Source organism: Enterococcus sp. AMC1623, assembly GCF_058216495.1.
Window position 1 is genome coordinate 1098128 of the sequence record NZ_CM177096.1, and the last position, 12960, is coordinate 1111087.

Below are 12960 nucleotides of genomic sequence, written 5' to 3' on the forward strand. Positions count from 1 at the left end.
TTTTATTACACTATGCTCTCATATAAAGCAAGGTATCCGTCACAGCTAGTTTCCCAACTGAAATCTTTTGACATCGCATTGCGACGTAATTTATCCCAAGCCTCTGGTGAAGAATAGTATAAATCAATAGCTTTTTGTAAACACTGCATTAAATTATATGATGTAAAATCTTGGAATCCAAATCCTGTACCTGTGCCTTCTATCGGATTAAATGGTTCAACGGTATCTCGTAAACCACCAATTTCATGAACAACAGGTAATGTTCCATAACGCATTGAAATCATTTGTGACAAGCCACAAGGTTCAAATGCAGATGGCATCAAGAAAATGTCCGCTCCGGCATACATTTTTTGAGCAAGCTGAACATCAAAAGAAATGCTAACGGAACACTTTTCAGGATATCTTTCAGCAATCGATTGGAATCGATTTTCAAAGACTGGATCGCCTGTTCCTAATAGAACAAACTGAACATCAAACTGTAATAAGTTTTCTAATTCGTCTAATACTAGATGGAAACCTTTTTGATAAGTCAAACGACTAACAACTGCAATTAATGGTACCTCTTTAATTGGACGTAGACCCATTAAACGTTGCAAGTCTTCTTTATTCGCTGCCTTACCGGATAAATCATCCACAGAGTATGCGCTCACCAAAGCAGGATCTGTTTCAGGATTATTGATATCGTAATCAATTCCATTTACAATTCCACTTAATTTGCCACTTTCCATACGCAAAATCACATCAAGTCCAGAACCAAACTCTGGAGTCTTGATTTCATTGGCATACGAAGGACTTACCGTATTTACACGATCTGAATATAAAATTCCAGCTTTCATGAAGTTTAATGCATCGCCCATCCGAATGGTTCCATCATCATACCGTTCTCTTCCCATGCCAAATAAATCTGGCAGGACGTTGCCACTATACTGACCTTGGAATTCGATATTATGGATTGTTAGCACCGTATGAATATTGCGATAAGCTTCAATCCAATTATATTTTTCTTTTAATAAAAATGGAATCATTGCTGTGTGGTAATCATTGACATGTAGAACATCTGGAATAAAATCAATTCTTTCCATCAATTCAATAATTGCCATTTGGAAAAATGCGAAGCGCTCACCATCATCATAATAACCGTATAAACTTTCACGATCAAAGTAATACAAGCTATCAATAAAATAGTACGTTACGCCATTTAGTTCCAGACGTTTCACACCACAATACTGGCTACGCCATCCAACAGAGATCGTAAAGTTCAATACATCTTCACATTGCTCTTTATATTTCAGAGGCATCTTAGTGAAATAAGGTAAGACAACTATTGTTTCAATACCTTTTTTCGTTAACTCTTTTGGTAGTGCACCTGCTACATCGCCTAATCCGCCTGTTTTAAAAAACGGGGCGCATTCAGCTGCTGCAAATAGAAGTTTCATTTTCTAACCTCCAATAATATCTGCTGTTACATGCGTTCCTTTTTTAACAACGATTGGTTTTTCTGGTGTGCCAATAATCTTCACACCTTCTTCTACAACAATATTTTTATCTAAAATTGCGTAGCTAACTTCTGCATTTGATTTGATTGTATTACTTGGGAAAATTAATGATCCAGTAACTTTTGCACCTTCTGCAATATCGCTACCACGACCGATAATAGAATCTTCTATTTGACCTTCAATCATACATCCTGTTGCAAATTGACTGTTATTAACAATCGATGTTTCAGAATAATATGTTGGTACTTCATTTTTCATTTTTGTATAAACTTTTTGGCTTGAATACAATAACGACGTGAATTTTTGAGTATCTAACATATCCATATTTGCTTGATAATAAGATTGAATATCATAAATATTGTTCAAATAGCCTGTGTATTCATAAGCATACGTACTTTTTGAAATACGTTCACGTAAGAAACTTTCAACATTTCCTAAAATATTTTTAGATTGTTTCTCAAGTAAAATTTCAATTAATTTTTCTGTTTTGATAATAAAAATATCCGCACATAGATTTACAACATCTTGTATTTCGGTATCTTTCACTAAAGAAGTTTTATCAATCAGGTTATCTTCGCCTAAGTTAATCACAATGTCTTCTTTATATAAAAGACTCTTAGGTACACGTTTATAAACAACCGTCATGTCATTGCCATGTGCTTGATGAATGTGTAATAAAGCTCGTAAATCAATATTCACTAAGATTTTACTACCCATATATACCGCATATTCAGATTTTGATTTTTTCAAATAATCAATAACTAAATCATAATAACTACTATTGTTGTCAGCACGACGGATAAAATCTTGATAAATATGAATGAAGAAGCGGTTTTGAATACCATCTAAACTCCATTCTTTTCCGCCACCAATATGGTCAAATACGGATTGTGTTTCACCTTCATTAAACACCATAAACAATGATTTAATATTTGCATTTGCAATACTAGATAAATTGAAATCAAGTAAACGATACTTACCATCAAACGGTAAAGTAGATAGTGGACGATTTGCAGTTAATGGTAATAAATCATCATAACGATGCAAATTTCCAACAAGCGCACACATTTTATTAGTCCTCATCAACAGTCACTCCAATCACTTCAGAATAGCCAACCACAGCAATTTCTTCTGTTCCATCGATTACAGCATTATCGCCAATAATCGCATCTTCCCCAATAATTGCTTTGTGGATTGATACATTTTTACCAATTGTTGCACCAGACATCACGATACTGTCTGTAATTTTTGCACCTTCTTTTACTTGTACATCATCTGATAAGACACTGTGATTAACATCCCCTGCAATATAGCAACCATCAGAAATCAAGGAGTTTTTCGCTGAGCCAGTTTCCGTAACGAAATGTGGTGGTGAAATTGGGTTTTTAGAATAAATACGCCATGCTTTATCACGAATATTTAATTCCATGTCAGGACGTAAAAATTCCATATTTGCTTCCCATAGAGAATCAATTGTACCCACGTCTTTCCAATATCCATCAAAACGATAAGCAACCACTGTTTCACCGCTATCTAGGTAAGCAGGAATAACGTGTTTACCAAAGTCATTCATTGAACTATCTTTTGCATAACTTGTCGTTAAAATATTTCTTAAACGACCCCAGTTGAAAATGTAGATCCCCATTGATGCAAGGTTACTCTTTGGTTCGTCTGGTTTTTCTTCAAATTCAATAATACGATCATTATCATCTGTATTCATAATACCGAAACGAGACGCCTCTTTCATTGGTACTTCAATAACAGCAACTGATAAAGAAGCATTGTTACGTTTATGATTTTCAAGCATTTCTTCATAATCCATCTTGTAAATATGGTCTCCAGATAGGATTAAGACATATTGTGGATCTAATTGATCTAAATAAGAAATATTTTGATAAATCGCATGCGCTGTTCCTTCAAACCATTTACTACCTTCAGAACTTGAGTAAGGTTGTAAAATAGTTGCACCTGCATTAATTCCGTCTAAGCCCCAACTTGCACCATTTCCAATATGATGATTTAACGCCAAAGGTTGATACTGCGTGACTACACCTACATTATTAATTCCTGAATTTGCACAATTGCTTAAAGTAAAATCGATAATACGATATCTTCCTCCAAAAGGAACTGCGGGTTTAGCCATATTTTTGGTTAATTTGCCAAGTCGCGTACCTTGCCCTCCCGCAAGAATCATGGCTACCATTTCTGTTTTCATTTTTTCGGTGAAGAATTCACCTTGCCCCCTTTCAACTTACTTGCTTGTATTTCATTTGTTGCTGTTATTCCGTTAGTTACTTTTGTTGCTTTTTTGACTTTTTTCTTTATTCGTACATTAACATCTTTCGGACGAATAATTAGTGCGCCTAATGCTGGTAAAACGGTTTGAACTTGATAATCAAATTGCTTAAATGATTTCTCAATCGTTTGCATATCATCGTTATTTTTAGTCCACGTTCCGCCAAACTCCTCCATTTCTGTATTAAGTATTTCTTGATACGTACCTGGATAAGGAACACCTATTACAAAATCATGTCGTTCTACCGGTGCAAGATTTAAAACGACAATCAAGAAATCTTTTTTTGTTTTGCCTTTACGAATAAAAGAAAGGACCGTGTCCTCTAAATTATCTGCGTCGATAATTTCAATTGTTTCACGACTGTCTTCTAATTCCCATAAGGCAGGCTCTTTTTCATAGAAGTGATTCAATGTACTTGTAAAGTGTTGCATTTTGAGGTTCATGTCATCGTCTAAGTTTTCCCATTCCAATTGCTCATCATATTTCCATTCGAGAAATTGTCCGAATTCGCTTCCCATAAAGAGAAGTTTTTTCCCAGGATGCGTCATCATATACGTATACATATTTCGTAAATGCGCAAATTGCTTATACCGATCTCCCCACATTTTATGCATCAAACTTTTCTTTCCATGAACAACTTCATCATGAGAAAAAGCTAATATATAATTTTCATTCATCATATACATAAATGAGAATGTCAATAAACGAAAGTTATCTTTACGGAATAATGGGTCCATCTCGTAAAAACGTAAGACGTCATTCATCCATCCCATATTCCACTTATAATCAAATCCTAACGCATCATTTTCGATTAATCCTGTAATTTTGGTTTCAGAGCTACTCTCTTCCGCCATCATAATTGTTGCGGGATATGCAAGTTTAATTACGGCATTTAATTTTTGTAAGAAATAAAATCCTTCAAAATTCCGATTACCACCTTCATGATTTGGTGTCCAAGGTCCATCATCGTAGTCTAGATATAACATGCTTGAAACTGCATCTACACGTATCCCATCAATATGGTACATTTCAAGCCAAAACAAAGCACTTGAGATTAAAAAACTTTGGACTTGTGGTTTTCCTAAATCAAAACAAATAGTACCCCAGCGATTATTTTTCGCTCGGTTCGGATCTTCATACTCAAATGTCGGTGTACCATCATAATAAGGTAATGTATCATCATTAATACAAAAATGACCTGGAACCCAATCGACAAATACGCCAATATTGTTCAAATGACATTCCTCGACAAAATCTTGGAATTCTTTTGGTGTACCGTAATACGAAGACAATGCAAAATAACCGGTCAATTGATACCCCCAAGACATACCTAGTGGATGTTCCATCAATGGCATAAATTCAATATGGGTATACCCCATTTTTTTCACATAAGGAATGAGTTCATCTTTTAAATCAGCAAATGAATATGGTGTGCCCTCTGAATGTTGTTTCCACGAACTTGCATGGACTTCGTAAATGTTTAATGGACGTTTAAATGTATTACGTCTTTTTTGTCGTCCACGCCATAAACCATCCTTCCAAGTTTTAGTTGGAACCGTATGCAAGACTGCTGCCATACCAGGTCGCTCTTCAAACCTGATAGCAAAGGGATCGATTTTCATAATCTCCCTTCCATCGGCTTGACAAATTTTAAACTTATATTTTTCGCCTTCTTTAGGAAGAGAAGTTGCTACTTCCCAAATCCCTGATACTTTGCGTATTTCCATAGGCAAAGAATCGTCCCATTCGTTAAAATCGCCAACTAACCATACTTTTTGTGCATTTGGTGCCCAAACACGAAAAATATAGTTCTCTCCTTCTTTGTGCACTCCCAATAAATGTTGAGCGTAAAAATTTTCTCCGGTTAAAAATCGTTGTTCAGCTTCTAAAAACTTTTTGTCTTTCACACTCATGCAAAAACTCCTAACCGCTTTATAAATAAATAACTATTAATGCTAAAAATAAAAAAAATCGAAAAGCCATGTAACCCTATTGTCTTTTGATTTCTAATACGATTATATCATATTTTTAATCTTTTAAAATAAAAATTAACAACATTATTTAAAATAACGCAGGAATAATATTATTTAAAATTCTCAATAAAAAAATGTTATTTACGGAAAAATTTTCATTTTTCAAGAATGAATTTTAAAACTTATTTCCTTTCATTTTTCACAAATAAATATTATGAAAACACTGTCAAAACAGCTATTGAAAATAGTTTCATTTCAAAAACAAAAAAAATACATTAAAACACGAACATTTTTTCTTAACATTTTCACAAAACAATAAAAATATTCTCAAAAAATTTTTTCCAATGAATAACCTCTACTGATAAAAATAACTAGAATAAATGCATTTTGGGTGATTTTTATAGATTAGATAACACTTTAAAGAGAAAGCACTTACATTAGAATTAAATTAAAATTATCTTTTTATTAAAAAAGAACGCTTTATTTAGGTACCGACCCCCGAAAGTTAGAGTAATAAATCTAACTTTCGGGGGTATTTTTATGGCTAAATATAGTGAAGAATTTAAAATAAAGCTTGTTACGGAGTATTTGGATGGAAATATTGGTTATAAATTATTGGCGAAGAAATACAATATGCCTTCTGCAACACCATTACAAAATTGGGTAAGAGCTTATAAAACACAAGGGATGGAGGGATTAAAACGAAGAAAAAGGAAGGAAGTATATCCTGTTCAATTTAAATTAAATACGATACAATTTATGTTAGACACAGGTGCTTCTTATCAGGAAACGACTGAACAATTCGGATTAAATAATCCTTCATTAATTTATCGTTGGATGAAAGATTTTAATTCTCAAGGGATAGAAGGCTTGAAACCAAAATCAAAGGAGCGACCTTCTATGACTAAGAAACTAAATAAACAAACGAAAAAGGAAGAAAACAAGTTCACACGTGAAACGGAGTTAGAACGAGAGAATGAACTACTGAGATTAGAAATTGCCTATTTAAAAAAGCTGAGAGCTTTTCGGGAAAATCCGAATGTCTTACTCGAAAAGCGCAAGCAAAATGGGCATTCGAACTTAAAGAAGAAGGGTTCCGATTAAAGGATATTATCCTAGTTGTGGGAATTCCCGAAGCAACCTATCACTATCATGTCAAGAACTTCGGAAAAGAAGATCTGGATATCGAACTAAAAGAACGCATTACTCACCTATTTAAGGCGTTTTATGAACGTTATGGATATAAACGGATTACAGACGAGTTAAAGAAATTAGGATACTGTATTAATCATAAAAAGGTGTATCGCATTATGCGAGAGCTAGGATTAAAGTGTGTAAAATTCATGCGAAAATCCCGTAAATACAATTCATATAAAGGAACTACTGGAAAAATAGTGAAGAATCGATTGTCACGTCGGTTTAGTACACCTATCCCATTTCAGAAACTAGTAACTGACATTACGGAATTCAAATGTCTAGGGGAAGAAAAGTTGTATTTAAACCCTATTCTTGACCTATATAATGGAGAAGTGATTGCGTTTGGAATTAAGAAACGCCCAACATTAGATTTAGTCATGGAGCCACTAAATGAAACAATAGAGATAATAAAGAATCACGCAACCTACCGTACAACTATCCATTCGGATCAAGGTTGGCATTACCAACATAATAAATGGGTAAAAACATTAAATAAAAACAATGTATTCCAGAGTATGTCACGTAAAGCAACGTGTGCAGACAATGCTTCGATGGAGAATTTCTTTGGCATATTAAAACAAGAAATGTATTATGGAGAGAAACTAGTCAGTTATGAAGAATTAAAACGACGAATTAAAGAATACATCTACTGGTATAACCACGTACGATCAAAAGTAAAATTGGCTGGACTGAGTCCGGTCGAATACCGAATTCAATCCAGCCAATCAGCTGCATAATAAAAACTCTAACTTTTAGGGGTCGCCACCTTAGCGCTCTTCTTTAATAAAAATGCTTGTTGTTGTTGTGATATTCAATTCAGTCATCACTTTTGCTAGAATAATTCGCTTCATAATGACAGATAATTGATTAAATTGAGGTTGCATTTCAAATGAAGACGCTGAGCTATATACTGGTACGCATAATTCTAAAGGTTCTGTTTTGTGAATTAAACCAAACTTTCTCATCGATTCAATAAAAATGCTTTCTCGGACTCGTCTGCGCTGTACCAATATTTTTTCAATAACCACCTGAACTTGATCCAAATAATACTTTGGATCTACATCACCGATTAATTGTTCTACTTCTTTATAGACTGGTTCTATTGGCTTGGTTCGTAAATTACTAAAATAACGCGGCAATGTTAGCGGCCATTCTTCGACGGAAAGCGAAGCTACTGTCAAATTTTCATTAGAAAGTGAATCGTAATACGCTAAAGGAATAGATGTCTCTATTCCACAAATTCTTTCGGAATTATCATGAGGAAATAAATCTTCTAAGAAAGCTATGCGTTCTCTTTTATTTTTTTCTGATGCACTTTTTACAATTGTTACCACCCAGTCATCTAATAATTTATTATCAATTTCGAGTATAGGGAAAGCAATAAAATAGCGTCGTTCTTTACGCTGAATTATTCCTTTTTTTATCAATTTTTCCAGTTTTTTCTCAACTTTATTCCCAAATACTTCTTTTAAATGTCGCAGGGTTGGAATTTCAGCTTCCAGCAAAATGACTAATTCTACAAAAAAAGGACTGCTTACTATTTCTGCCAACTCTGTATCAGATGTTTCATAAATAATTTTCATCTCTGTCTCCTACGAAAAAACACTTCGCAGAGTCAACTCTTCCGAAGTGTTTTTTGTTTAATTAAAACTTTCTGTTAATTGTGGAACTACTTGTTTTTTACGAGAAACAACTCCTGGTAAAAAAGCACGATTATTTTCTAATGTCACATTGAAAGCTTTTTCCACATTAATTTTTGGTTCACCAATAACTAGCAATTCAGAATCGCTATCTAAAATGTTGGTTACCACTAATAAAAATAAATCATAGTTATTCTCTACATTTGCACTGCTCATCGCTGCTTCTAAATCTGTTTGACGTTCAAATACTTCTGATAAATCTACCGTATTTACTTGAGCGATACGAACATTTTTATCTCCCATTGGGAAACTTTTGGCATCTAAATCTAATAGTGTTTCAACAGACTTATCACTTAATTTTGTCCCAGCTTTTAACATTTCTAGTCCATACGCTTCTAAATCTACTTTTGCAATGGCTGCTAGAGCTTTCGCCGCTTGAACATCTTCTTCTGTGCACGTAGGAGACTTAAACAATAATGTATCTGATACAATTGCAGACAACATGATACCCGCAATCGCTTCTGGTACTTCGACGTTGTTTTCCTTGTACATTTTAAATACGATTGTACTTGTACATCCTACAGGTTCTGCACGATAATACAGTGGGTTTGCTGTCTCAAAGTTAGCAATTCTGTGATGGTCAACTACAGATAAAATATTGACATCTGCAATATCTGCCACACTTTGTTGGAACTCGTTGTGGTCAACTAGCATCACGTCAGCTGTTTCATTTGCGACTGTTGCTACAACACGAGGTGCAGCTAACTCAAAATGGTCCAAGGCATATTGTGTTTCTTCACTTGGAGTACCTAATGCGACTGCTTCCGCATCTTTCCCTAAAGCTTTTTGTAATTCTGCAAAAGCAATTGCTGCACCAATGGCATCTGTATCTGGATTTTGGTGTCCAAAGACTAAAATTTTTGACATATACTTCGCTCCAATCTTTCAATTCATTGTTAATCATAGCAAAATCATCCAGAAATTTCCATATCTTTCCTTGAAAAGACGCGGATTATTTTAGAATATAATAAATGATGCCAATCTAAATAAACTATCCGAACTATATATGACAAGAAACATTCTGTCGTCCTTAATAACTTTTAGATAAGGATCCACTTGATTGTTCTTCATAGTTCGGATAGTTGATTATTTTGTTGCATTCTTATGAATAGATTACCGAGTCAAATAGCCCGTATATTGATTAACATGCAATAACTCTTTCGCATTGCTCACTCGGTCTTGACCTGGAGGCTCAATACCTTCTAAAGGATATTTAATTCCTAATTCGTCCCACTTGTATTTACCCATTGTGTGATAAGGTAACACTTCTACTTTATCGACGTTATTCAACGTTTGGATAAAATCGTCTAAGCGAATCAAAAACTCATCGTAATCACTCCGTTGAGGAACTAATACATGACGAATCCAAACAGGTTTCCCAATCTCAGAAAGATACTTAGCCATTTCTAAAATATTCTCATTGCTTTGAGTTGTTAATCGTTTATGCGCTTCATTATCAATATGTTTAATGTCAAACAATAATAAATCTGTATAATTCATTAACTCTTCAAATTTACTAAAAAACGGTTCTTCTCTAGTAAATGGCTTTCCACACGTATCTAACGTCGTATGAATCCCTTGTGCTTTTGCTTTTTTAAACAAATCAATCAGAAAATCTACTTGAAGCAACGGCTCACCACCACTTACAGTGATGCCACCTTTTTCTCCCCAATACGCACGGTATTTCGCAGCTTCTGCCAACACATCATCTGATGAGCGCAAAGCTGCTTTCGGATCATTGATTTTCCAAGTATCTGGATTATGGCAAAATTGGCAACGCATCCGACATCCTTGAGTGAATACGATAAAGCGGACACCTGGTCCATCAACTGTTCCAAAGCTTTCTGTAGAATGTATTCTTCCCATAACTGGAGTCGTCATATAAATCCCTCTCTCTTTACAAAAGAGAGTGACTACGCCACTCTCTTATTTTTTTATTCTTACAATTTACTATGTGATGTTCTTGCAATAACGTCTGCTTGTTGTTCAGGTGTTAAATCACGGAACTTCACAGCATAACCAGATACACGAATTGTTAAGTTTGGATATTTTTCTGGATGTTTTTGTGCATCTAATAGCAATTCATTTGTGAATACATTGACGTTTAAGTGGTAACCACCTTTGTCAAAATAACCATCCATGACATTGCGTAAATTATTAATTCTTGTTTCTTCATCTTTTCCTAAACCATTTGGATTGATGGTTTGTGTATTTGAAATACCATCTAGTGCATGTGTATATTCCAAACGAGCAGTTGAATTCAATGATGCTAATAGACCATTTTTCTCACCTAGGAATTTACCATCTTGATAACTTGGGTTGGCACCTGGAGCAAGTGGTTTACCTGCACGTCGTCCATCTGGTGTATTTCCAGTCGCTTTTCCATAAACAACATTAGATGTAATTGTTAATAATGAAGTTGTTGGACGAGAATTACGGTACGTATGTTGACGTTTAATTTGTGTCATGAAATAATCCAAAATCCAGTTCGCCATCTCATCAGCTTCTTCATTATCATTACCATAAGTTGGGAATTCATTTTGTGGAACATAATCGATTGCCATGCCATCTTCATCACGGATTACTTGAACATTTCCATGTTTAATTGCCATTACACTATCTGTGGCATGAGAAATCCCTGCAATACCAGTTGCAAAAGTACGTTTCAAATCAGAATCCATCAATGCTAATTGTGCAGCTTCATACGCATATTTATCGTGCATGTAATGAATTACGTTTAATGTATTTACATATAATTCAGCTAACCAATCCATAATATCTTTGAAGCGTTCCATAAATTCATGATAATCCAAAGTTTCACCAGTCATTGGGCGATATTTAGGACCCACTTGCATTTTTGTTTTTTCATCCATACCACCATTAATGGCATACAGTACAGCTTTTGCCAAGTTAGCACGAGCACCAAAGAATTGCATATCTTTCCCAGTAACTGTTGCAGATACACAGCAGGCAATTGCACAGTCATCTGATCCCCAGTTTGTTCGTAATAAATCATCATTCTCAAATTGAATAGAAGAACTTTCTTTTGCAATTTTAGCTGCATAAGTTCTGAAGCCTTCTGGTAAATGAGAAGAATATAAAACAGTTAAGTTTGGTTCTGGTGATGGTCCCATATTTGTTAATGTGTGTAAAATACGGAAATCGCTCTTCGTAACAAGTGAACGTCCGTCCATACCCATACCAGCAATTGATAACGTTGCCCAAATTGGGTAACCTGAGAATAATTGATTGTATTCTGGTGTACGTGCAAATTTCACCATACGTAATTTCATAATTAAATGATCAATCATTTCTTGAGCTTCAAATTCAGCAATCACACCGCGTTCTAAATCGCGTTGGATATAAATATCTAAGAATGCAGAAATACGTCCAATTGACATCGCTGCCCCATTTTGTGATTTAATGGCGCCTAAGTAACCGAAGTATAACCATTGGATTGCTTCTTGAGCATTTTCAGCTGGGCGAGAAATATCAAATCCATAAGAAGCTGCCATTTTCTTCAGATCATTTAATGCACGATATTGTTCTGTAATTTCTTCACGTAAACGAATAACGTCATCGGTCATCACTTTATTTCCAGTATTATCGTGATCTTTTTTCTTTTGTTCCATTAAGAAATCGACACCGTACAACGCCACACGACGATAGTCACCGATGATTCGACCACGACCATAAGCATCTGGTAGACCTGTAATAATTTTGTTTTTGCGAGCTAAACGCATTTCTGGCGTATATACATCAAAAACGCCTTGATTATGTGTTTTTCTCCACTCACTAAAGACTTTTGTCATTTCTTCATCTGCTTCATAACCGTTTGAAACTAACGCATTATTTGCCATGTTAATGCCACCAAATGGTTGAAATGCTTGTTTCAATGGCACATCTGTTTGCAAACCAACAATTTTTTCTTCTTCTTCAAGTAGATAGCCTGGTGCATGTGAGGTTAAAGTAGATGGGATATTATTATCCATATCATAAACCCCATTTTGCTGATGTTGCACTTCAAACAATTCTTGTAATTTTGTCCATAATTTATCTGTGCTAGGGGCAATTCCTTCTAAAAAGCTATCATCTCCGCGGTATTCTGTGTAGTTTGCTTGAATAAAATCACGAGTATTAATTTCTTTTTTCCATTGTCCGCCTTTAAATCCTTCCCAAGCAGTATTTAATCGTTCTGTTTTGTTTGTTACTGATGCCATTTTATGTTCCTCCTCAATTCCTGTTCATTGTAACAGCTCTACGTGAACAGTATAACACTTTAACGAAACTTTGCAAGC

10 protein-coding genes are annotated in these 12960 nt (G+C 34.8%); 2 read left to right on the top strand and 8 right to left on the bottom strand.

Annotated features, from left to right (window positions below; translation table 11 throughout):
• Positions 1 to 5: 5 nt before the first annotated feature.
• The 4 genes from glgA to glgB are packed head-to-tail and all read right to left on the bottom strand — an operon-like array spanning position 6 to position 5705.
• A complete protein-coding gene (gene glgA / locus AC4BC7_RS05465; protein WP_490504075.1) occupies positions 6 to 1436 on the bottom strand; it encodes a glycogen synthase GlgA in 1431 nt (476 codons plus the stop codon).
• Positions 1437 to 1439: 3 nt separating this feature from the next.
• Positions 1440 to 2579 carry a glucose-1-phosphate adenylyltransferase subunit GlgD gene (gene glgD, locus AC4BC7_RS05470; protein WP_207940873.1) on the bottom strand — a complete coding sequence of 380 codons (1140 nt, stop codon included), beginning with the start codon at positions 2577 to 2579 and terminating at the stop codon, positions 1440 to 1442.
• A complete protein-coding gene (locus AC4BC7_RS05475; protein WP_207940874.1) occupies positions 2569 to 3711 on the bottom strand; it encodes a glucose-1-phosphate adenylyltransferase in 1143 nt (380 codons plus the stop codon). Before AC4BC7_RS05475 ends, glgD begins: the two co-directional genes overlap by 11 nt.
• Positions 3708 to 5705 carry a 1,4-alpha-glucan branching protein GlgB gene (glgB, locus tag AC4BC7_RS05480; RefSeq protein ID WP_490504078.1) on the bottom strand — a complete coding sequence of 666 codons (1998 nt, stop codon included), beginning with the start codon at positions 5703 to 5705 and terminating at the stop codon, positions 3708 to 3710. Before glgB ends, AC4BC7_RS05475 begins: the two co-directional genes overlap by 4 nt.
• Before the next feature lie 600 nt (positions 5706 to 6305).
• On the opposite strand from glgB, the gene AC4BC7_RS05485 reads away from it, so the two are divergent.
• Entirely contained in the window at positions 6306 to 6869 is a 564-nt protein-coding gene (locus tag AC4BC7_RS05485; protein WP_311055572.1) for a helix-turn-helix domain-containing protein, read from the top strand.
• The gene (locus AC4BC7_RS05490; protein ID WP_490504395.1) at positions 6755 to 7699 is read left to right on the top strand and encodes an IS3 family transposase; all 945 of its coding nucleotides are present in this window, start codon (positions 6755 to 6757) and stop codon (positions 7697 to 7699) included. Before AC4BC7_RS05485 ends, AC4BC7_RS05490 begins: the two co-directional genes overlap by 115 nt.
• A 30-nt stretch (positions 7700 to 7729) precedes the next feature.
• On the opposite strand, the gene AC4BC7_RS05495 is transcribed toward AC4BC7_RS05490, so the two are convergent.
• From AC4BC7_RS05495 to pflB, 4 genes are all read right to left on the bottom strand, one after another.
• Positions 7730 to 8545, bottom strand: coding sequence for a DUF1803 domain-containing protein (locus tag AC4BC7_RS05495; RefSeq protein ID WP_490504080.1), 816 nt, complete (start codon positions 8543 to 8545; stop codon positions 7730 to 7732).
• A gap of 57 nt (positions 8546 to 8602) precedes the next feature.
• On the bottom strand, positions 8603 to 9529 hold the full coding sequence (locus AC4BC7_RS05500; protein ID WP_490504081.1) for a manganese-dependent inorganic pyrophosphatase: 927 nt from the start codon (positions 9527 to 9529) through the stop codon (positions 8603 to 8605).
• Between the two features lie 246 nt (positions 9530 to 9775).
• Entirely contained in the window at positions 9776 to 10543 is a 768-nt protein-coding gene (gene pflA, locus AC4BC7_RS05505; protein WP_207940878.1) for a pyruvate formate-lyase-activating protein, read from the bottom strand.
• A gap of 59 nt (positions 10544 to 10602) precedes the next feature.
• Entirely contained in the window at positions 10603 to 12882 is a 2280-nt protein-coding gene (gene pflB, locus AC4BC7_RS05510; protein WP_207940879.1) for a formate C-acetyltransferase, read from the bottom strand.
• Positions 12883 to 12960: the final 78 nt, after the last annotated feature.

Excerpts from the sequence above, each read along its gene's own strand:
- AC4BC7_RS05500 (WP_490504081.1), bottom strand. The coding sequence starts at position 9,529 with ATGTCAAAAATTTTAGTCTTTGGACACCAAAATCCAGATACAGATGCC.
- pflA (WP_207940878.1), bottom strand. The coding sequence starts at position 10,543 with ATGACGACTCCAGTTATGGGAAGAATACATTCTACAGAAAGCTTTGGA.
- glgB (WP_490504078.1), bottom strand. The coding sequence starts at position 5,705 with ATGAGTGTGAAAGACAAAAAGTTTTTAGAAGCTGAACAACGATTTTTA.
- glgD (WP_207940873.1), bottom strand. The coding sequence starts at position 2,579 with ATGAGGACTAATAAAATGTGTGCGCTTGTTGGAAATTTGCATCGTTAT.
- AC4BC7_RS05475 (WP_207940874.1), bottom strand. The coding sequence starts at position 3,711 with ATGAAAACAGAAATGGTAGCCATGATTCTTGCGGGAGGGCAAGGTACG.
- glgA (WP_490504075.1), bottom strand. The coding sequence starts at position 1,436 with ATGAAACTTCTATTTGCAGCAGCTGAATGCGCCCCGTTTTTTAAAACA.
- AC4BC7_RS05495 (WP_490504080.1), bottom strand. The coding sequence starts at position 8,545 with ATGAAAATTATTTATGAAACATCTGATACAGAGTTGGCAGAAATAGTA.
- AC4BC7_RS05485 (WP_311055572.1), top strand. The coding sequence starts at position 6,306 with ATGGCTAAATATAGTGAAGAATTTAAAATAAAGCTTGTTACGGAGTAT.
- pflB (WP_207940879.1), bottom strand. The coding sequence starts at position 12,882 with ATGGCATCAGTAACAAACAAAACAGAACGATTAAATACTGCTTGGGAA.